This window comes from Nocardioides sp. NPDC127503, from assembly GCF_040302165.1.
In the GTDB taxonomy this organism is placed as follows: domain Bacteria; phylum Actinomycetota; class Actinomycetes; order Propionibacteriales; family Nocardioidaceae; genus Nocardioides.
Genome location: NZ_JBEORH010000011.1, coordinates 1 through 19,659, shown reverse-complemented (window position 1 = coordinate 19,659; position 19,659 = coordinate 1). Strand labels below are relative to the sequence as shown.

Genomic DNA, 19,659 nt, shown 5'->3' with positions numbered 1-19,659 from the left:
GCGAAGAGCCGATCTACCCCTTTCGGTGGTAGGTCGGCTGCTCGTCGTTCCTGAGGTTGCCGCGGTAGAAACCCGTACGCAGCTCGTAGGTGTATTCGTCGAGCTCCGGCATCCCGACGTCAGCGGCGTACGCGAGCTCGGCCTCCGCGTCGTAGGGGACCCGGACCCACTGGATGCCGAACGGAGCCTCCTGGTCGCTGTCCATCACGCCCTCGAGGATGACGTAGACCGGGGTCGGGTCGCTCATGCAGTTGCCGACGCTGCCGGTGTTGAAGACCGTGCGCCGGTCCCGGTCGGTCTCGTAGTAGGGATCATGGGTGTCGGCGTAGCCGACCATGTCCGGCTCCGGTACGTCGAGGCCGGTCGCCTCGGTGTTCTGGAACAGGCCCAGGAACTCCTGCTCGTCATGGTCGAACCTGACCCGGCGGTGGACCGTCTCCTCGGAGGCATGGAAGAGCCTGATCCGCCGGCCGCTCATCGTGAAGTCGTGGGAGAACGGGAGCGTACGCAGCCACTCGGCCTGCTCCCACGCCTGCAGCCGCCACCACATCAGCCCGACCGACTCGCGGCCGAAGTCGGGCTCGGGGGTGAGCAGGAAGTCCTCCCAGTTGCCGAGGATGTTGACCTCGCACCGCTCTCGGCAGATCTCGGCGACCTCTCGACCTCTCGGGCCCTTGCCGACGTAGTCGCCGAGGTTGAAGATCCTGGTGATTCCTCGTGCTTCGATGTCTGCGAGAACGGCTTCCAGGGCGGTGAGGTTGCCGTGTACGTCCGAGATCAGCGCAATGCGCTCTGGGGTCATGGACGAAAGGCTAAGGGGTGTCGGTGGGACTGACGGGGCCGGTCGAGCTCATCCGTTGTCGATGATCTCGATCCCGGCAATGGTCATCCATGTCTTGGCTTCGCTGGGGAGGTTCTGAGTCACGAGCACATGGATTCGATCGGTCGGGCACGCAGTGAACGTCGCTGAGGTTCCGATCTTGTTTGTGGTCGAGACCGCGATGACGCGCTGGGCTGAGTCGATGATCGCCTTCTTGACATCGGCGTCGTGCGCGGAGGTTGCGGTCAGCCCGGCCTCCTCGTCCCAGGCGCAGACGCCGATCACGGCGTAGTCGGCTCGGAACTCGCGTATCTCGCGGATGGCCCTGTGCCCCGTCCAGGCGAGCTCGTCGAGGTCGAGCTCCCCTCCGGGGGTGACGATCCGTGCGCCGGGGCAACTCCCTAGCGCTGATGCGGCGGGCACCGAGAGCACGAGTGCTGTGATGTCACGCCCAGCGAGCGCCTGCGTGACGGCGGCACAGGTCGTGCCGGTGTCGATGATCACGCTCGCGCCATCGGGGATCAGCGAAGCAGCGCTTGTGGCGATGGCGTGCTTCTGCTCGACCTCGCTGTCGATCCGCATGCTGTAGGGCAGTCGCGTGCCCCGTGCGGGCAGAGTGATCGCGCCTCCGTGGGTGCGGCGCAGCATCCCTTGACGTTCGAGTTCGGACAGGTCTCGTCGGATCGTCATCGTCGACGCCCCCGTTGCACGCGCCAGTTCTCCGACACGGGCACCACCCGACACTCGCACGGCGTTGATGATCGTTTTAAGGCGAACCGAACGTTGCATGTGTTCGATTCAAGCGCGAGAGTGCCGGGCATGCAACAGTCACGGATCAATCGGCGAGCGCGCACGGCGACGATGGTTGCGTTCGCCACGAACGGGGCACTCCCTGCCACGTTGCTCGCCCGCTACGCCGAGGTCAAAGACACCCTGGGCGTCGATGCCGGCGTGTTCGGGCTCCTCGTCGCCGGGTTCATGATCGGCGCTGCCGGTGCTTTCCACATGCCAGGAGCGTTCCTCCGACGCTGGGGTAGCCAAAGGGTGACCTCCCTCGGCACCGTGTGGGTGGCTCTCGCACTGTTGCTCGCCGCCGTCGGTGTCGCGACCGGTGATCCTTGGTTATTCATTGCCGGGCTGGTCTTGGCCGGGTACGGAGACGCCGTGGTCGATGTGGCGCAGAACTCCCAGGGCCTGTGCGTCCAGGAGGCCTACGGCCGCTCCTTGTTGTCCTCGATGCACGCAGGGTGGAGTATCGGCGCCGCCGCCGGAGGGCTCGTCGGTACGTTCGCAGCCTCGGCGGGAGTGCCGCTATCGATCCACCTCGGTGCATGGGGAGTTCTGTGCGGGATCGCGATGGCCTGGGCTGCACGTTCGTTCCTTCCCGATCGTGATGCCGGCACGGAGGACGAGAACGCATCCGGCTCTCTCGAGCGGCGTGCGTTGTGGCTCCTCATCCCGCTCGCGCTCGTCGCCCTGGCAGGGGTCGCGGTTGAGGATGTCGGCAACAACTGGTCAGCGGTGTTTCTCGCTGCCGAACGCGGCATGCCCACGTCGATGGCGGGCATCGGGTTGAGCGTGCTCCTGGTAGCTCAGTTCGTCGGGCGCATCCTCGGCGATCGTTTCATCGATCGAGTCGGCAACAAGCCGGCAGTCGTCACCAGTCTGATCTTCATCGCGGGTGGACTCATCATGGTCGCGTGGAGCCCCTGGGTCGCGCTGACGCTGACAGGCTTCGCGCTGGCGGGTGTCGGCTGCGCGATCACAGTGCCGCTCGCCTTCGCCGGTGCCGACGCGCTGCCAGGCCTCAAGGCCCACGCGGGCGTGACGTGGGTCAACTGGATCATGCGCGTAGCAACCATCGCGCTCACGCCCGCAATCGGGGGCATCACGACGCTGGCCTCGCTCCCGATCGCGATCACAGCAGCATCTCTCATCGCGTTCGTCGCGCTTGCCACGCAAGTTCGATCAGCGTCGCGAACTCCAAAGCCTGAAGGCCGACCTACGCTTGCCCCGTGAAGGTTCTGGTGACAGGTGGCGTCCGGTCGGGGAAGTCGCGGCATGCTGAGTCGCTGCTCGCGGCGGCGCCTTCGGTGGCGTACGTCGCGCCGGGGCCGACGGTCGAGGAGGAGCCGGATCCTGACTGGGCTGCACGGCTGGCCTCGCATCGGGCTCGGCGGCCTGAGGGGTGGCGTACGGTCGAGTCGCGGGATCTCGCGAGGGCGCTGGCCGAGGGGTTGACCAACGACGACGCGGTGATTGTGGACTGCTTGGGCACCTGGCTCACGGCCCTCATGGATTCCCGCCAGCTGTGGGAGGCCACGTCGGAGGAGGCCACCGCGGCGGTCTCGGCGCTGGTCGAGGACGCGGCTGCCGTGCTGGAGCAGCACAACGGCGATGTCGTGCTGGTGACGAACGAGGTCGGCCTCGGAGTCGTGCCGGCCCATCGCTCGGGCCGCCTCTTCCGCGACCTGCTCGGGCTGGTCAACCAACGGCTGGCCGCGGCGTGCGACGAGGTGCATCTCGTCATCGCCGGACGGGTCCTGAAGCTCTAGCCACCCCGTCGGTCGAGCCGCGAGGCCGCCTGCGGCCGAGCGTGTCGAGACCAACACGGTCCCATCGAGCGCGGAGCGCACGTGTTGGTCTCGACACGGATTCGCTCGTCCCTCACGAATCCGGCTCGACCAGCGGGGCGCGTCAGGCCAAGGCGACGAGCAGCGCTGCCAAAGCCGCCTCGACGGCCGCCCCGAAGACGTCACCGGTCACTCCCCCGAACCGTTTGACCGCCCGCAGCACGATCGCGCCGACGACGACCGCGGCGACGGCGACCGCGAGCGCTCCTCGCCACCACGGCAGTCCGGCCCACGCGCCGACGCAGGCGAGCACGGTAGCGGCGACGGCCCAGACGAGAACGGTGACGAGGGGCGGAAGGGTCTGAGTGAACGTACGCCCCAGACCGTCCTCGCGGGCCGGCCTGATGCCACGGGTGCAGCACAGCGCCAGGGCTGCGCGCGAGGCGCAAACCGCGACCGCGGCGAGCACCGCAGAGCGTACGGTCCCGGCTCCCAGCACGGAGGCCAGCGCCGCCACCTGGAGACCGAGGACCAGGACGATCGCGGTGACACCGGCAGGGCCGGAGGTGCCGGACTTCATGACCGCCAGCGAGCGCTCGCGGTCGTCGGACGCCGCCATGCCGTCGACCGTGTCGGCGAGGCCGTCGAGATGGAGCGCCCGGTTGCCGGCGACCACGACGCCGATCGCCAGCAGGGCGGTGACCAGGTGCGGTAGGTCGATGAGCTGCCCCAGGAGTGCGATAGCGGCAGCCCCCAGTGCGAGCGGCAACGCAGCCAACGGCGCGACCACCATCGCCACTGCGGCTCGACGGCGATCGACGTGCTCGGGAGGAGGCACGGGCATCGCGGTCAGCGTGCCGACCGCGAGACGCCAGGCGTCCCGCACGAGCATCAGGCAGGGTCTCCTGGAGCGAGCTCGGAGAGCAGGGCGACGTCGCGCAGCAGCGCGACGGCGCTGCGTACGACCGGCACTGCGGCGACGGCGCCGGAGCCTTCGCCGAGCCGTAGGTCGAGGTCGAGCAGCGGTTCGAGGCCGAGCTTCTCCAGAGCCATCGACTGGGCGGGCTCGGTGGAGCGGTGGCCGGCGGCGTACCAGGTCGCGGCACCGGGCTCGATCCGGTCGGCGGTGAGGGCACAGGCGACGCTCATCAGGCCGTCGAGGAGGACCGGGGTGCCGCTGCGGGCCGCCTCGAGGAGGTAGCCGGTCGTCGCGGCGAGGTCGGCACTGCCGAGCGCGGCGAGGGTCTCGATCGGGTCGCCGGCACGCTCGCCGGCACGGCCGAGGGCCGCGGTGATGACGTCGGTCTTGGTCCGCAGCGCGTCGTCACCGATGCCGGTGCCGCGACCGGTGACCTCGCTCGCGGGCAGTCCTAGCCCAGCGGCCACCATCGCGGCCGCGGGCGTGGTGTTGCCGATGCCCATGTCGCCGCTGATCAGCAGCTGCGCACCGGCGGCGATCTCCTCGCGGGCCACCACGGCGCCAGCCTCCAGCGCGGCCCGGGTCTCCTCGGCGCTCAGCGCGTCCTCGAGGTGGATCGCACCGCTCGCGCGCCGGATCTTGTGCTGGGTCAGCGCCTCTCGGGTCGTCGCGTCGAGGTCCTCGAACTCCTCGTCGACGCCGAGGTCGAGCACCCGGACCTGGACACCGTGCGCCTTCGCGAGCGCGCTGACTCCGGCCCGGCCACCCAGGAACGTACGCACCATCGCGCCCGTGATCGCCGGCGGGAACGCCGAGACCCCGTGCTGGGCGACGCCGTGGTCACCGGCGAAGATCACCAAACGTACGTTCTCGATCGGTCGCGGCGGCACCTCGCCCTGGCACGCGGCCACCCAGACCGCCAGCTCGCCCAGGCGGCCCAGGGCTCCCGGCGGCGTCGCCAGTGCGCCCAGCCGCTCGGCTGCCTGGTTGCGTACGTTGTCGTCTGGGGTCCGGATCGTCACCTCGGCAAGGTACCCCACGGCGTAACCGCCCGGCTCCGCTGGTTGAGCCGCGAGCGCCAGCGAGCGTGTCGAAACCAACACGGTTCCGGTGGCGCCGAATCGACTGTGTTGGTCTCGACACGTCTCCGCCTAGCGGCTCCGACGGCTCGACCAGCGGGCGGCTATGGCAGGGCGCGGGAGACGCCCTGGGCCGCGACCTTGAGGGCGGAGACGAGGCGGAGGCGGTTGCGGCGGAGGTCGGAGACGACGATGCCGAGGGAGCCGACGACGCCGGCGCCGGTGGTGATCGGGACCGCGACCGAGCAGGCGCCGAGGGTCATCTCCTCGGCGGTGGTCGCATAGCCCTCGGTGATCACCCGGTCGAGCTGGCGCCGCAGCAGACCCGGGGTGGTGATGGTGTGGCGGGTGAACGGTTTGAGCGGGCCGGCCAGCACCCGGTTGCGTACGTCCTCGGGCGCATGGGCCAGGAGCACCTTGCCGACGCCGGTGGAGTACATCGGCAGGCGGGAGCCGACCGAGGAGACGATGGGTACGTTGCGGGTGCCGCGGAGGGTCTCGAGGTAGAGCACGTGATCGTCCTCGCGAACGGCCAGGTGGACCGTCTCCAGCGTCGCGCCGTAGAGGTCGTGGAGGAACGGGGCCGCGACCGAGCGCAGGTCGGTGGCGACCGGGGCGAGCAGGCCGGCGTCCCACAGCCGGCGGCCGACGGCGTACGTCCCTTCCTCGTCCCGTACCAACGCACCCCACTCGACCAGCTCGGCGACCAGCCGGTGGGCGGTCGGGAGGGAGAGGTCCGCGCGGGCGGCGAGCTCGCTCAGGGTGAGCCGGCGATGACCGGCGTCGAAGGCGCCGATGAGGCCGAGGACGCGGGAGGCGACCGTACGGCCTCCACTGCCTCCTGCCATCTGCCCACCTCTTTCGCTCAGCGGAAGTTCGTGCTTTCATCGTACGCCTCCGACACCTAGCGTTCGGGGCGTGACAGCGCCCACCAAGAAGCCAGTCGAGACCCAGGCGGACCTCTCGGCCGAGATCGCCCAGCTCGAGAAGCTCAGCATCGAGGCCGACTCCGCGGGTCAGAACGTACGTCAGCCGCTGCTGGACTACCCGCCCTACCGGTCCAGCATCCTGCGCCATCCCACCAAGGACCCGCGCCATGCTGACCCCGAGACCATCGAGCTGTGGGCCCCGTGCTTCGGGAACTCCGACGTGGACCCGTTCGAGGCGGACCTGACCATCGGCGGCAGCAACGAGCCGATCGGCGAGCGGATCACGGTCAGCGGCCGCGTGACCGACGGCGACGGGCGCCCCGTGCGCAACCAGCTCGTCGAGATCTGGCAGGCCAACTCGGCGGGCCGCTACATCCACAAGCGCGAGCAGCACCCGGCGCCGCTCGACCCCAACTTCACCGGCGTCGGCCGTTGCATCACCGACTCCGAGGGGCGCTACCGGTTCCAGACGATCAAGCCCGGCCCGTACCCGTGGGGCAACCACATCAACGCCTGGCGTCCGGCGCACATCCACTTCTCGCTCTTCGGCCGCGCGTTCACGCAGCGGCTGATCACGCAGATGTATTTCCCCAGCGACCCGCTCTTCGCGCTCGATCCGATCTACCAGTCGATCACGGACCAGAAGGCTCGTGACGCCCTGGTGGCGACGTACGACCACGACCTCTCCACCCCCGAATACTCGATGGGCTACAACTGGGACATCGTCCTGACCGGCCCGAGCCGCACCTGGACCGAGCCCGAGGAGGGCGACCTGTGACCATCCCGACGCCAGGCCAGACGATCGGCCCCTTCTTCGGCTACGCGCTCCCCTACGAAGGCGACGCCGACCTGGTCCCACCCGGCAGCCCCGGCTCGATCCGGCTGCACGGCTGGGTCTACGACGGCGCCGGCAACCCGATCCCCGACGCGCTCCTCGAGATCTGGCAGACCGACGCCGACGGCAACGTCCCGCAGTCCGAGGGCTCGCTGCACCGCGACGGCTGGACCTTCACCGGCTGGGGCCGCGCCGACACCGACCTGAACGGGTACTACACCTTCTCGACGGTGCTTCCCGGTCCGTCCGCGGAGGGCGCAGCGCCGTTCTTCGCACTCACCGTCTTCGCCCGCGGCCTGCTCGACAAGCTGCACACCCGGATCTATCTGCCCGAGCACCCGGCCAACGCCGGCGACGCCCTGCTGGTGTCGCTGTCCGAGGACGAGCGTGCGACGCTGGTGGCAACTGCGGACGCAACCGGCTTGCGATTCGACATCCACCTGCAGGGCGACCGCGAGACCACCTTTCTCACCTACGACTGAGGAGTCGAATGTCGCTGCTGTGGCCAGGCGAGGAGCGTGCCGGGGATCTCTTCTCCGAGGCCGCCTACCTCGCCGCGATGGTGCGGGTCGAGGAGTCCTGGCTGGCCGCGATCGCTTCCTCCGGGATCGCCCCGGAGGAAGCAGGTACGCCGCTGGCCGGCCTGATCTCCGCGGACGATGTCCCAGGGCTTGCCGAGGGTGCTGAGGCCGGGGGCAACCCGGTCATCGGACTGGTGAAGCTGCTGCGTACCCGGCTCGACGGTGAGGCCGCGCGGTGGCTCCACAAGGGTCTGACCAGCCAGGACGTGGTCGACACCGCGCTGGTGCTCTGTCTCGCCGACGTGCTCGACCGGGTCGAGGACGAGCTCGCCGCGCAGGCCGCTTCACTGGTCGGTCTCGCCCGGGACCACCGCGCCACGGTGATGTCCGGCCGCACCCTGACCCAGCACGCGGTGCCGATCACCTTCGGGCTCAAGGCCGCGACCTGGCTCTCCGGCCTGAGCGATGCCGCCGAGGCCCTCCGCCGGACGCGTACGTCACTGCCCTCCCAGATCGGTGGCGCGGCGGGCACCCTGGCAGCGGTCGTCGGCCTGGCCCGGCTCCGCGGTCTCGGCGATCCCGTCGCCGCCGCTCAAGAGGCGGCCGCGACCACGGCGTCCACGCTCGGTCTGCTCCCGCGAACTCCCTGGCACACCAACCGCGCCCCGCTGACCGCGGCCGCCGACGCGCTGGTCACCGCGGCCGACACCTGGGGCCGGATCGCCACCGACATCACTCTGCTGACCCGCCCGGAGATCGGCGAGCTCGCCGAGCCGGCCGGTGAGGGGCGCGGCGGTTCCTCGACCATGCCGCACAAGTCCAACCCGGTGCTCTCGGTCCTCGTCCGCCGCCACGCGCTCGCCGCTCCCCCGCTGGCCGCGACGCTTCACACCGCCGCGGCGACCTACCTCGACGAGCGTCCCGACGGCGCCTGGCACGTCGAGTGGGAGACCCTGCAGACCCTCGCCCGCCGCAGCGTCGTCGCCGCCTCGCAGACCACTGAGCTTCTCGCCGGCGTCCGCGTCGACGCGGCACGGATGCGCGCCACCGCCGAAGCCGCCGGAGCGGACCTGCTGGCCGAGCAGCGCTCGCTGACCGGGTTCGTCGGTGGCGAGATCCTTGCCGGGACCAAGGCCGCCGCAGGGCTTGACGACTATCTTGGCGCCGCCGACGCCCTCATCGACACGACCGTCGCCCGTGCCCACGAAATCTGGAAGGACCTTTCATGACGCCGAGGACCACCCCTGTCGAGCTGGCCGGCGACCCGAGCAAGCCGCTCCTGGTCGTGGGCCCGTCCCTCGGCACCTCGGTGACCGCGCTCTGGGCCGCCACCGCCGAACTGCTCGCGGAGAGCTTCCACGTCATCGGCTGGGAGCTCCCGGGCCACGGCCACGGCGCCCCCACCACCGAGGCGTTCTCCATGGCCGACCTCGCCGCGGGCGTGCTCGCCTGCGTCGACCGGATCCTCACCGACCGCGGCGAGCGCCACGGCACCTTCGCCTACGCCGGAGACTCGGTCGGCGGGGCCGTCGGCCTCCAGCTCCTGCTCGACGCACCCACCCGGGTGAGCGCCGCGGTGCTCACCAACACCGGCGCCAAGATCGGCGAGCCCGAGGGCTGGAACGACCGCGCGAAGACCGTACGCGCCGCCGGCACCGCCTCCCAGATCGCCGGCTCCACCCAGCGCTGGTTCGCGCCCGGCTTCCTCGAGCGCGAGCCCGCCCGGGGCGGTGCCCTGCTCCACTCGCTGCGCGACGCCGACGCGGAGAGCTATGCGCTGGTCTGCGAGGCGCTGGCGGCGTACGACGTCCGCGGCCGGCTCGCCGAGGTCGCCGCCCCGGTTCTGGCGATCGCTGGTGTCGACGACGCCCCGACCCCGCCCTCCTCGCTCGAGGAGATCGCCGTCGGGGTGCGCAACGGGCGCCTCGTCGCCCTCGACGCCGTCGCCCACCTCGCTCCCGCCGAGGCCCCGCACGCCGTCTCCACCCTGATCACCTCCCACGTGACCGCGTCGGACCCCGCCTACGCGGCCGGGATGAACGTACGCCGCCAGGTGCTCGGCGACGCCCACGTCGACCGAGCCACCGCCGCGATCACCGACGTCAACCGCGACTACCAGGACCTGATCACGCGCTACGCCTGGGGCACGATCTGGACCCGCCCCGGCCTCGCCCGCCGGGACCGCTCGATCGGCGTGCTCACCGCCCTGGTCGCCGGCCGCCATTTCGAGGAGCTCGAGTTCCATCTTCGCGCCGCGCTCACCAACGGGCTGACCCGCGAGGAGATCATCGAGGTGCTCCTGCAGACCTCGATCTACGTCGGCGTTCCAGCCGCCAACACCGCCTTCGCCGTCGCCAACCGGGTCTTGAACGACGGAGCCTGAACGAGTGACCGGCCCCGCTGGTTGGATTGGTCCCATGAAGCCGCATTCCGCGACCGTCGTAGGCGCCGGCCCCAACGGGCTGGCGGCTGCGATCGTGCTCGCTCAGCAGGGCGTGAAGGTGACGGTCCTCGAGGCCGCGGAGACCGTCGGCGGTGGCACGCGCACCGCCGAGCTGACCCTGCCCGGGCTGCGCCACGACATCTGCTCGGCCATCCATCCGCTCGGCCTGGCCTCACCGTTCCTCCGTGACCTCGAGCTGGATAAGTACGGCCTGACCTGGCGTTTTCCCGAGATCGAGCTCGCCCATCCGCTCGATGACGAAGCGGCCGCGCTCCTGCACCGCTCGATCGAGACGACAGCCGCGGGCCTGGGCGCCGACGGACAGCGCTGGCAGCAGATGTTCGGTCCGGTCGTACGCGGCTGGGACGCGATCTCGGACCATGTCCTCGGTCCGATCGTGCGGGTCCCCCGGCATCCGTTCCGCCTGGCCGGCTTCGGGATGCGCGCCGCGCCACCGGCCACCGTGCTCGCGCGGGCCTTCCGCGAGGAGGCGGCGAAGGGACTCTTCGCCGGGTGTGCGGCGCACGCGTTCCAGCCGCTGGACCGCCCGGGCACGGCCGCCGTGGGCACCATGCTGGTGGCCAGCGGACATCGCTACGGATGGCCGGTCGCCGAGGGTGGCTCCCACGCGATCACCCTCGCCATGGCGGAGCTGCTCGAGGAGCTGGGCGGCACCGTCGTCACCGGCACCACCGTCCGCAGCCTCGCCGACCTTCCTGACTCGGATGTCACCCTGTTCGACACCAGCCCCGGCGGCTTCGCCGACATCGTCGGCGAAGCCCTCCCCGAGCGGCCGCGCCGGGCGATGCGGAGGTGGCAGCACGGCCCCGCGGCGTACAAGCTCGACCTGGCGGTCCGCGGGCCGATCCCGTGGCGTGACCCGGAGGTCGGCCGCGCCGGCACCGTCCATCTCGGCGGGTCGATCGCGGACGTGGCGGCCAGCGAGCGGGAGATGGCAGCAGGCCGGATGCCTGAGCGTCCCTTCGTGCTGCTCGGGCAGCAGTACGTCGCGGACCCGTCCCGCTCGGCCGGAGACCTCAACCCGGTCTGGGCCTACGCACACGTCCCGCACGCCTACGAGGGCGACGCCACCGACGCGGTGCTGGCCCAGATCGAGCGCTTCGCCCCGGGCTTCCGCGACCAGATCGTGGCGACGCACGTCACCACACCGGCCGACTACGCGGCGTACAACCTCAACTACGTCGGGGGTGACATCTCCACCGGCGCCAACACGCTTCGCCAGCTCATCGTCCGCCCCACCCTCGCCGGCTACGACACCGGCATTCCCGGGATGTTCCTATGCTCCGCCGCCACCCCGCCCGGCGCCGGCGTCCACGGCATGTGCGGCTACCACGCCGCCCATCGAGCTCTCCGCCACCTGGCCGCGGAGGATCACTCCCCCGCCCGGTGATCGGCCCACCAGCCGGCCCACCTCGTGTCGAGCTGCGCGAAGTCGGCGTCCTCGAGGCCGTACGTGCTGAGGATGGCCATCGAGGTGCCCGCCGGGTCGGCGTCCGACGGCGCCGTGCCGGCGATCACCAGCAGGCCCTCGCCCCATGCGTCGACCGTCACGCCCAGCTGGTGCGCCGAGCGGAACCACACCTCGCCGGCCACGTCCTCGCCGGCGATCGTCGCTGTGTGGCGGCTGCCCCGGGGCTGGCCGGCGACAGCGTCGAGGCCGAGCCGCTCGATGACGGTGCCCGAGTAGGTGCCGCGATCGGCGAAGAACAACGTGCGGCGTGTCATGCCGGGCCGGCGCTCGAGCGCGAACCGAAGCTGATGCAGGAACGACGTCCAACCCTCGGTGACGTCGTCGTAGTAGGCGTCCCAGTCCGGGTTGCCGGACAACGGCGCACGGGTCAGCGTGATTCGGACGCCGTCGCCTTCCGGCTGGATGTCGAACCTGTCGCCGCCGTTGGCGACCAGGGTGCGCCGGTCGGCCTCCTCGACGACATCGGTGAAGTAGATCGAGTCGATCTCGGCCTCGATCTCATCCGCGTCCCAGCCGTGCCACTGTCGGATGGCGGCCGGGTCCCGCAGCGCCTGCCACGCGGCATCGGCCGAGGCCGCCGCGGTGACCTCGATCCGCGGCGTCTCGCCGCTCTGGATGTCATTCATCACTCTGCTCCTGTTCGGATGGGGCGGTCACCGCTGCCGGGGCGGGATGCCCACCGATGACCACGCGGTACTGCCGGCCGGTCGGGCTGTCGAAGCTCTCGGCCGTACGCCGCAGCGCTTCGGTCAGCTCCTCGGTGAATCTGTGCACGTCGGCGGCGTCAGCGAAGCGCACGGCGGCCTCGATCGTGAACGTGAGCAGGCGCTTGCCCTGCTCGTCCGCCTTGACCTGCATGCGGGCCACATCCCGCACGGTGGCTGCGGCGACCCCGACAAGGTGGTCGGCGGCGAACTGGTCCATGACCCGCCCCGCGCTCTCAGCGGACTCGGGTCCGCGGCCCATCACCGATGGGTCGACCACGAACGCACCCGGCTTCGCGCGGACGATCCGCTCGACGAAGCCGCGGCGCTTCCGCTCCTCGACCAGCTCCACCAACCCGGCCGACTCGAGCGCCCGCAGATGGTAGTTCACCCGCTGGCGAGGCAGCTCGAGCACGGCGGCGAGCTGGGTGGCCGACGTGGGCTCCTGCAGGTGACCGAGGAGCTGCCGACGAATAGGCGACAGCGCCGCGGCCACCCGGTCCGGCTCGTCGACGTAGATGATGCCGTTGCTCACAAGACCCAGGATGCAATTGACAAACAGATTTGTCAATTGAGTTGATCGCCCCAGAAACCAGGTGCTGGCGACGTACGTCCTGGCTAACGTCTGGCCCATGCCGCAAGCCCATCTGCGCACCGAGCGCCTCGACCTGGTTCCGCTGTCCGAAGTGCATCTGCCGTTCCTGATCGAGCTCAACTCGGATCCGGTGGTGCTGCGCCATCTGTTCACCCGCGCGCTCAGGCCGGAGGAGACCGAGGAGCGGATGCACAAGTGGATCCGGGTCGCGAAGGAGACGGATGCGCTGGGCAAGTGGATCGGGTTCTCGGCCGGTGAGGCCGTCGGGCTCTACATGTTCGAGCCGCCCGACAACCCGCCGCGTACCGATGCCGCCGAGCTCGGCTACCGGCTCCCGCAGCGGCACTGGCACAAGGGCTACGCGAAGGAGGGCTCGCTCGAGCTGCTCCGGCACGGGTTCGAGGAGCTCGGGATCGATCGGGTGATCGCGCAGACGATGTCGGTCAACGAGGCCTCCCGAGCAACGATGGTGTCGGTCGGGATGAGCTTCGTACGCTCCTTCCACCAGGAGTTCGAGGAACCGCTCGCAGGACATGCCGACGGAGAGGTCGAGTACGAGATCACCCGCGAGACCTGGCTCGAGCAGCGCGCGGGGTAGGCTGCGAGCACGCTCGTGGCGCAGGAACCCGGTGAGAGTCCGGGGCGGTTCCGCCACTGTGACGTCCGTACAGCTTCTGGGCACGGACACAGCCAGACACTGGCCGCGGGCTATCCGACCGATCGACGGGGCGAGAACCCCTAGGAGGAACTCGGCATGGCCGACTCTGCACGCGTACGCATCGCCCTTCTGTCCACCTCGGACACCGACCTGCTCTCGGCCCGTGCCAGCGGCGCCGACTACGCCTGGGCGAACCCGTCGCGAGCGACCGATCTGGAGCAGGTCGTGGCCGATGCCGACCTGGTCGTCTTCCGGCTCCTCGGCTCGCCCAACGATCTGTGGGACGGGCTGAGCGCCGTCAAGGAGCGCGGCACCCCGGTCGTGGTCCTCGGCGGCGAGCAGCAGCCGAGCGCCGAGCTGATGGAGCACTCCACCGTCCCGATGGGCGTCGCCGCCGAGGCCCACCGCTATCTCGCCGAGGGCGGGCCGACCAACCTCGCCCAACTGCACGCGTTCCTCTCCGACACGGTCCTGCTGACGGGTTTCGGGTTCGAGCCGCCTGCCACGGTGCCGGCGTGGGGGTTCGCGGAGCGGCCCGAGCCCGCCGACGCCACTCGTCCCCGCATCGGCGTGCTCTACTACCGCGCCCACGAGACCAGCGGGAACACCGCGTTCGCCCACGCGCTGGCCGACGCCATCGACGCGACCGGCGCGGCCACCGGGGTACCCGTCTTCGCGGGCTCGCTGCGCTCGGCACCCGACGACCTCTACGAGGCGCTCGGCACCCTCGACGCGCTGATCGTGACCGTGCTCGCGGCCGGTGGCTCGGTGCCCGCCTCGGCGAGCGCCGGCGGCGAGGACGAGGCCTGGGACGTGGAGCGGATGGCGGCGCTCGACATCCCGGTGCTCCAGGGCCTGTGCCTGACCAGCTCGCGCGCGGAGTGGGAGGCCTCCGACGACGGCGTCACGCCGCTCGACTCGGCCAACCAGATCGCGATCCCCGAGTTCGACGGGCGGATCATCACCGCCCCGTTCTCCTTCAAGGAGCTCGACGAGCAGGGTCTCCCCCACTACGTCGCCGATCCCGAGCGCACTGCGCGAGTCGCCCGGATCGCGGTCAACCACGCCCGCCTGCGGCACACGGCCAACCCGGACAAGCGCCTCGCGCTGGTCCTCTCCGCCTACCCCACCAAGCACTCCCGGATCGGCAACGCGGTCGGCCTGGACACCCCGGTCTCCGCGATCCGGATGCTGCGCCGGCTCCGCGAGGAGGGCTATGACCTCGGGCAGGACAACGAGGTCGTACGCATCCTCGACTCCGCCGACGTCGCTGCTGACGCCGCCGCCGACACGGCCGCCGGTGACGCGCTGATCCACGCGCTGATCGCGGCTGGCGGCCAGGACGAGGAGTGGCTGACCAACGCCCAGCTCACCGACGCCCACGTACGCATCTCCAAGGCCGACTACGACAAGTGGACCGCGGATCTCCCCGCTGACCTGCGCGAACAGATGGTCGAGACGTGGGGGCCGACGCCGGGCAAGCTCTTCGTCAACGACAACGACGAGCTCGTCCTTGCCACGCTCCAGGCCGGCAACATCGTGATCCTGATCCAGCCGCCGCGCGGGTTCGGGGAGAACCCGGTCGCGATCTACCACGACCCCGACCTGCCGCCGTCGCACCACTACCTCGGTGCCTACCGCTGGCTCGAGAACGGCTTCCGTGCCGATGCCGTCGTCCATCTCGGCAAGCACGGCTCGATGGAGTGGCTGCCCGGCAAGAACGCCGCGCTGTCGGCGTCCTGCGGCCCGGATGCGGCCATTGGCAACATGCCGCTGATCTACCCGTTCCTGGTCAACGACCCGGGCGAGGGTGCCCAGGCGAAGCGCCGCGCGCACGCCACGATCATCGACCACCTGGTGCCGCCGATGGCGCGTGCGGAGTCCTACGGCGACATCGCGCGGCTGGAAGGGCTGATGGAGGAGTACGACCGGATCTCCTCCATGGACCCGGCCAAGCTGCCCGCCATCCGCGGCGAGATCTGGCAGCTGATGAAGGCCGCCGAGCTCCACCGCGACCTCGGCATGGAGGAGCGGCCCGAGGACGACGACTTCGACGACTTCATGCTCCACATCGACGGCTGGCTCTGCGAGATCAAGGACGCCCAGATCCGCGACGGGCTGCACATCCTGGGCGCCGCTCCCGAGGGTGAGGCGCGGGTCAACCTGGTGCTCTCGATCCTGCGCGCCGCGCAGGTCTGGGGCGGCGTCGGCGGTGCCGTGCCCGGGCTGCGGGCGGCGCTCGGGCTCAAGGAGGGCGCCGACACCCGGGCGGTCGACGAGATCGAGGCCCAGGCGAAGGATCTGGTGCAGCGGATGGACGCGGCCGGCTGGGATCCGGCGGTCGCCGAGACGCTCCACGACGACCCGGCCGTGCGGCAGGTGCTCGTCTTCGCCGCCGAGCAGGTCGTGCCGCGGCTGAACGGGACGACCGACGAGCTGTCCGCCGTCCTGCACGCGCTGGACGGTGGCTTCGTCCCCGCGGGGCCGTCGGGCTCGCCGCTGCGAGGGCTCGTCAACGTACTTCCCACCGGGCGCAACTTCTACACCGTCGACCCGCGCGCGGTGCCTTCGCGGCTGGCGTGGCAGACCGGGCAGGCCATGGCCGACTCGCTGCTGCAGCGCTATCTGGACGAGACCGGCGACTACCCCACCTCGGTCGGGCTCTCCGTCTGGGGCACGTCCGCGATGCGTACGTCCGGCGACGATGTCGCCGAGGTGCTCGCGCTGCTCGGGGTGCGCCCCGAGTGGGACGAGGCCTCCCGCCGAATCACGCACCTCGACGTCATCCCGCTCGCCGAGCTGGGCAGGCCACGGATCGACGTGACCGTACGCATCTCCGGGTTCTTCCGCGACGCGTTCCCGCACGTCGTCTCGATGCTCGACGACGCGGTCCGGATGGTGGCCGACCTCGACGAGCCGGCCGAGGACAACTTCGTCCGCGCGCACACCCTCGAGGACCTCGCCGATCACGGCGACCAGCGCCGCGCGACGTCCCGGATCTTCGGCTCCAAGCCCGGTTCGTACGGCGCCGGGATCCTGCAGGTGATCGAGGCCGGCAACTGGCGCTCCGACCAGGACCTCGCCGACGTCTATGCGGCGTGGGGCGGCTTCGCGTACGGCCGCGACCTCGATGGCGCCCCGGCTGCCGACGACATGCGCGCCAACTACCGCCGGATCAAAGTCGCCGCCAAGAACGTCGACTCCGCCGAGCACGACATCGCCGACTCCGACGACTACTTCCAATACCACGGCGGCATGGTCGCGACCGTCCGCGCGCTGACCGGCAGCGAGCCGAAGGCGTACGTCGGCGACTCCACCTCCCCCGACGCCATCAAGACCCGCACGCTGCAGGAGGAGACCAACCGCGTCTTCCGGGCCCGGGTGGTCAACCCGCGCTGGATCTCGGCGATGCAGCGCCACGGCTACAAAGGCGCCTTCGAGCTGGCCGCGACCGTCGACTACCTCTTCGGCTTCGACGCGACCGCCGGCGTGGTGCAGGACTGGATGTACGAGAAGCTCGCCCGCGAGTACGTCCTGGACGAGACCAACCAGGAGTTCATGCGGACCTCGAACCCATGGGCGCTGCGTGGCATCGTGGAGAGACTGCACGAGGCGGCCGAGCGCGGGCTGTGGGAGTCGCCCGACCCCGAGGTCGTCGCGGCGATGCAGGAGATCTATCTCGACATCGAAGGTGACTTGGAGGAGGAATGAGCTCTTCTGACAAGCGTCGGATCAAGATCATCGGCGTCGGCCCCGGCGACCCTGACCAGGTCACCCTCGAGGCCGTGACCGCGATGCGGTCGGTCGACTTCTTCCTGGTCACCGACAAGTCGGGCACGGTCAAGCAGGGCATGCCCGACCCGCTGGTGCGGGCCCGCGAGGAGCTGCTCGACCGCCATCTGGACCAGCCTGCCCAGGTGGTCAAGGTCGCCGATGCACCTCGCGAGCGGCGCGAGGAGTTCACCGGGACCGACGCGGAGTACCGGGCCGCGGTCGCCGCTTGGCACCGTGCCCGGGTCGAGCGCTACCTGTCTGTGCTCGAAGAGCACACCGGCGACGTCGGCTTCCTGGTCTGGGGCGACCCGGCATTCTACGACTCCACGATCCGGGTCGTCGACCAGATCGCAGAGCAGCTCGACGTCGAGGTCGACGTCATCCCCGGGATCTCCTCGGTGCAGCTGCTCGCCGCCCGCCATCGGCTCGTGCTCCATGACGTCGGGCGTCCGCTCTACGTCACCACCGGCCGCGCGGTGCTCGAGGCCGTCGAGGCCGGGCACGACAACCTCGTGGTGATGCTCAACCGGGTCGTCGACCTCCCCGGGCTCGAGGACTGGCGGATCTGGTGGGGCGGCAACCTCGGCACCCGCGAGGAGGAGCTCGTCGCCGGCACGGTCGGCGAGGTCGTCCCCGCGATCGAGGAGGCTCGGACCCGGCTGCGTGAGAAGTCCGGCTGGGTGATGGACATCTACCTCCTGCGAGCACCCCGCCGATGAGCGGGCTGCTGGTCGCCGGCACCACCTCGGATGCCGGCAAGTCGGTCGTGACGACCGGGCTGTGCCGGGCGTTCGCCCGCCGCGGCGTCAAGGTGGCGCCCTACAAGGCCCAGAACATGTCCAACAACTCGATGGTGGTCTCGACAGGCTCGACCACCGGAGGAGGGGACGGGACGACTGCCGAGATCGGCCGGGCCCAGTGGGTGCAGGCGCTGGCGGCGCGGGTCACCCCGGAGCCGTCGATGAACCCGGTGCTGCTCAAGCCCGGCTCCGATCGCCGCAGCCATGTGGTCCTGATGGGGCATCCCGCGGGCGAGGTGTCCTCGCACGACTGGGAGGCGGGGCGCCGGCATCTGGCGATCGCGGCCCATGCTGCGTACGACGATCTCGCCTCTCGCTTCGAGGTCATCGTCGCCGAGGGAGCGGGGAGCCCGGCCGAGATCAACCTCCGAGCCGGGGACTACGTCAACATGGGGCTGGCCCGGCATGCCGGGCTGCCCACCGTGGTCGTCGGCGACATCGACCGGGGCGGGGTGTTCGCGGCGATGTACGGCACGCTTGCTCTCCTCGAGCCCGAGGACCAGGCTCTGATCAGCGGTTTCGTGGTCAACAAGTTCCGCGGCGATGCCGGGTTGCTCAAGCCCGGGCTCGACTCGCTGGAGTCGCTCACCCAGCGCCCGGTCTTCGGGGTGCTGCCCTGGGAGCCGTCGCTATGGCTCGACTCCGAGGACGCGCTCGACCTCGACGGGCGCCGTTCGGCAGCCGGCGCCACCCGCAAGGTCGCAGTCGTACGCCTCCCCCGAATCTCCAACTTCACCGACGTCGACGCGCTCGGGCTGGAGCCGGACCTCGACGTCGTCTTCGCCTCCTCGCCGGCCGACGTCGCCGACGCCGACCTCGTCGTCCTGCCCGGCACCCGGTCCACGATCAGCGACCTGGCCTGGCTCCGCTCGCGCGGCCTCGACGTGGCCCTGACCGAGCACGTACGCCGCGGCCGCCCGCTCCTCGGGATCTGCGGCGGCTTCCAGATGCTCGGTGGCGTGATCGCGGATCCCGACGGTGTTGAGGGCTCGGTCGCCGAGGTCGAGGGGCTGGGCCTGCTCGACGTACGCACCGACTTCACCCCCGCCAAGAACCTCCGCCTGCCCACCGGGTCGGCGCTCGGGGTCGAGGCGAGCGGCTACGAGATCCACCACGGCCGGATCACCCGCGGCGACGGGGTTTCGGAGTTCCTCGGTGGCGCCCGTTCGGGGCAGGTCTTCGGCACGATGTGGCACGGCAGCTTGGAGGGCGACGCGCTGCGCGGCGCGTTCCTTGCCGCGACGCTCGGCCGCGAGCCGTCCACGGTCTCCTTCCCGGCCGCCCGTGAGCGCCGCCTGGATCTGATCGGCGACCTCGTCGAGGAGCACCTCGACGTCGACGCGCTGCTCGATCTCGCTCGCTCCTCCGCTGGTCGAGCCGACTCCCCCGCTGGTCGAGCCGACGTCGTGAGGGACGAGCGACGTCGTGTCGAGACCAACACGATCCCGTCGAGCGCGACAGCGGACCGTGTTGGTCTCGACACGCCTCCGCCTAGCGGCTCCGGCGGCTCGACCAGC

At 70.6% G+C, this 19,659-nt stretch carries 18 protein-coding genes and 1 riboswitch; of the genes, 11 read left to right on the top strand and 7 right to left on the bottom strand.

The window, feature by feature from the left end:
- Nucleotides 1-13: 13 nt before the first annotated feature.
- Nucleotides 14-802, bottom strand: coding sequence for a metallophosphoesterase family protein (locus tag ABTW65_RS22885; protein WP_350664388.1), 789 nt, complete (start codon nucleotides 800-802; stop codon nucleotides 14-16).
- A gap of 48 nt (nucleotides 803-850) precedes the next feature.
- The gene (locus ABTW65_RS22880) at nucleotides 851-1,609 is read right to left on the bottom strand and encodes a DeoR/GlpR family DNA-binding transcription regulator (protein WP_350664386.1); all 759 of its coding nucleotides are present in this window, start codon (nucleotides 1,607-1,609) and stop codon (nucleotides 851-853) included.
- Nucleotides 1,610-1,639: 30 nt separating this feature from the next.
- On the opposite strand from ABTW65_RS22880, the gene ABTW65_RS22875 reads away from it, so the two are divergent.
- Nucleotides 1,640-2,839, top strand: coding sequence for an MFS transporter (locus ABTW65_RS22875; protein WP_350664384.1), 1,200 nt, complete (start codon nucleotides 1,640-1,642; stop codon nucleotides 2,837-2,839).
- Complete coding sequence (gene cobU, locus ABTW65_RS22870; protein WP_350664381.1) at nucleotides 2,836-3,375, top strand: bifunctional adenosylcobinamide kinase/adenosylcobinamide-phosphate guanylyltransferase; 540 nt, start codon at nucleotides 2,836-2,838, stop codon at nucleotides 3,373-3,375. Before ABTW65_RS22875 ends, cobU begins: the two co-directional genes overlap by 4 nt.
- Before the next feature lie 142 nt (nucleotides 3,376-3,517).
- Here cobU and cobS read toward each other — a convergent pair whose 3' ends face one another.
- The 3 genes from cobS to ABTW65_RS22855 all read right to left on the bottom strand — a co-directional run bounded on the left by cobS (nucleotide 3,518) and on the right by ABTW65_RS22855 (nucleotide 6,239).
- Nucleotides 3,518-4,285: an adenosylcobinamide-GDP ribazoletransferase gene (cobS, locus tag ABTW65_RS22865; RefSeq protein ID WP_350664379.1), complete on the bottom strand. Its 768-nt coding sequence runs from the start codon at nucleotides 4,283-4,285 to the stop codon at nucleotides 3,518-3,520.
- The gene (cobT, locus tag ABTW65_RS22860; protein WP_350664377.1) at nucleotides 4,285-5,334 is read right to left on the bottom strand and encodes a nicotinate-nucleotide--dimethylbenzimidazole phosphoribosyltransferase; all 1,050 of its coding nucleotides are present in this window, start codon (nucleotides 5,332-5,334) and stop codon (nucleotides 4,285-4,287) included. Before cobT ends, cobS begins: the two co-directional genes overlap by 1 nt.
- A gap of 161 nt (nucleotides 5,335-5,495) precedes the next feature.
- Complete coding sequence (locus ABTW65_RS22855) at nucleotides 5,496-6,239, bottom strand: IclR family transcriptional regulator (protein ID WP_350664375.1); 744 nt, start codon at nucleotides 6,237-6,239, stop codon at nucleotides 5,496-5,498.
- Nucleotides 6,240-6,309: 70 nt separating this feature from the next.
- On the opposite strand from ABTW65_RS22855, the gene pcaH reads away from it, so the two are divergent.
- The 5 genes from pcaH to ABTW65_RS22830 are packed head-to-tail and all read left to right on the top strand — an operon-like array spanning nucleotide 6,310 to nucleotide 11,530.
- Nucleotides 6,310-7,098 (top strand): protocatechuate 3,4-dioxygenase subunit beta, encoded by a 789-nt coding sequence (gene pcaH / locus ABTW65_RS22850; RefSeq protein ID WP_350664373.1) that lies wholly within the window; start codon nucleotides 6,310-6,312, stop codon nucleotides 7,096-7,098.
- Nucleotides 7,095-7,637: a protocatechuate 3,4-dioxygenase subunit alpha gene (gene pcaG, locus ABTW65_RS22845; protein ID WP_350664371.1), complete on the top strand. Its 543-nt coding sequence runs from the start codon at nucleotides 7,095-7,097 to the stop codon at nucleotides 7,635-7,637. Before pcaH ends, pcaG begins: the two co-directional genes overlap by 4 nt.
- 8 nt (nucleotides 7,638-7,645) lie before the next feature.
- Nucleotides 7,646-8,905, top strand: a complete 1,260-nt coding sequence (locus ABTW65_RS22840) for a lyase family protein (RefSeq protein WP_350664368.1) — start codon at nucleotides 7,646-7,648, stop codon at nucleotides 8,903-8,905.
- Nucleotides 8,902-10,059 (top strand): bifunctional 3-oxoadipate enol-lactonase/4-carboxymuconolactone decarboxylase PcaDC, encoded by a 1,158-nt coding sequence (pcaDC, locus tag ABTW65_RS22835; protein ID WP_350664366.1) that lies wholly within the window; start codon nucleotides 8,902-8,904, stop codon nucleotides 10,057-10,059. Before ABTW65_RS22840 ends, pcaDC begins: the two co-directional genes overlap by 4 nt.
- Nucleotides 10,060-10,093: 34 nt before the next feature.
- Nucleotides 10,094-11,530, top strand: a complete 1,437-nt coding sequence (locus ABTW65_RS22830) for a phytoene desaturase family protein (protein ID WP_350664364.1) — start codon at nucleotides 10,094-10,096, stop codon at nucleotides 11,528-11,530.
- Here the strand turns inward: ABTW65_RS22830 and ABTW65_RS22825 are convergent.
- Nucleotides 11,512-12,237 carry a hypothetical protein gene (locus ABTW65_RS22825; protein WP_350664362.1) on the bottom strand — a complete coding sequence of 242 codons (726 nt, stop codon included), beginning with the start codon at nucleotides 12,235-12,237 and terminating at the stop codon, nucleotides 11,512-11,514. The genes ABTW65_RS22830 and ABTW65_RS22825 overlap by 19 nt on opposite strands.
- Nucleotides 12,230-12,850: an ArsR/SmtB family transcription factor gene (locus ABTW65_RS22820; RefSeq protein WP_350664359.1), complete on the bottom strand. Its 621-nt coding sequence runs from the start codon at nucleotides 12,848-12,850 to the stop codon at nucleotides 12,230-12,232. Before ABTW65_RS22820 ends, ABTW65_RS22825 begins: the two co-directional genes overlap by 8 nt.
- Nucleotides 12,851-12,947: 97 nt before the next feature.
- On the opposite strand from ABTW65_RS22820, the gene ABTW65_RS22815 reads away from it, so the two are divergent.
- The 4 genes from ABTW65_RS22815 to ABTW65_RS22800 form a co-directional block, all read left to right on the top strand.
- The gene (locus ABTW65_RS22815) at nucleotides 12,948-13,508 is read left to right on the top strand and encodes a GNAT family N-acetyltransferase (protein WP_350664357.1); all 561 of its coding nucleotides are present in this window, start codon (nucleotides 12,948-12,950) and stop codon (nucleotides 13,506-13,508) included.
- Nucleotides 13,486-13,630, top strand: a riboswitch (cobalamin riboswitch). It overlaps the preceding gene by 23 nt.
- A gap of 34 nt (nucleotides 13,631-13,664) precedes the next feature.
- Nucleotides 13,665-17,279 carry a cobaltochelatase subunit CobN gene (cobN, locus tag ABTW65_RS22810; RefSeq protein ID WP_350664355.1) on the top strand — a complete coding sequence of 1,205 codons (3,615 nt, stop codon included), beginning with the start codon at nucleotides 13,665-13,667 and terminating at the stop codon, nucleotides 17,277-17,279.
- Nucleotides 17,276-18,061 (top strand): precorrin-6A synthase (deacetylating), encoded by a 786-nt coding sequence (gene cobF, locus ABTW65_RS22805; protein WP_350664353.1) that lies wholly within the window; start codon nucleotides 17,276-17,278, stop codon nucleotides 18,059-18,061. Before cobN ends, cobF begins: the two co-directional genes overlap by 4 nt.
- A partial coding sequence (locus ABTW65_RS22800; protein WP_350664352.1) for a cobyric acid synthase occupies nucleotides 18,058-19,659 on the top strand: 1,602 nt, incomplete at its 3' end. The genes cobF and ABTW65_RS22800, both read left to right, overlap by 4 nt.

Coding starts and splice junctions, on each gene's coding strand:
- ABTW65_RS22885 (WP_350664388.1), bottom strand. CDS start 802: ATGACCCCAGAGCGCATTGCGCTGATCTCGGACGTACACGGCAACCTC.
- ABTW65_RS22880 (WP_350664386.1), bottom strand. CDS start 1,609: ATGCAACGTTCGGTTCGCCTTAAAACGATCATCAACGCCGTGCGAGTG.
- ABTW65_RS22875 (WP_350664384.1), top strand. CDS start 1,640: ATGCAACAGTCACGGATCAATCGGCGAGCGCGCACGGCGACGATGGTT.
- cobS (WP_350664379.1), bottom strand. CDS start 4,285: ATGCTCGTGCGGGACGCCTGGCGTCTCGCGGTCGGCACGCTGACCGCG.
- ABTW65_RS22855 (WP_350664375.1), bottom strand. CDS start 6,239: ATGGCAGGAGGCAGTGGAGGCCGTACGGTCGCCTCCCGCGTCCTCGGC.
- ABTW65_RS22840 (WP_350664368.1), top strand. CDS start 7,646: ATGTCGCTGCTGTGGCCAGGCGAGGAGCGTGCCGGGGATCTCTTCTCC.
- pcaDC (WP_350664366.1), top strand. CDS start 8,902: ATGACGCCGAGGACCACCCCTGTCGAGCTGGCCGGCGACCCGAGCAAG.
- ABTW65_RS22830 (WP_350664364.1), top strand. CDS start 10,094: ATGAAGCCGCATTCCGCGACCGTCGTAGGCGCCGGCCCCAACGGGCTG.
- ABTW65_RS22825 (WP_350664362.1), bottom strand. CDS start 12,237: ATGAATGACATCCAGAGCGGCGAGACGCCGCGGATCGAGGTCACCGCG.
- ABTW65_RS22815 (WP_350664357.1), top strand. CDS start 12,948: ATGCCGCAAGCCCATCTGCGCACCGAGCGCCTCGACCTGGTTCCGCTG.
- cobN (WP_350664355.1), top strand. CDS start 13,665: ATGGCCGACTCTGCACGCGTACGCATCGCCCTTCTGTCCACCTCGGAC.
- cobF (WP_350664353.1), top strand. CDS start 17,276: ATGAGCTCTTCTGACAAGCGTCGGATCAAGATCATCGGCGTCGGCCCC.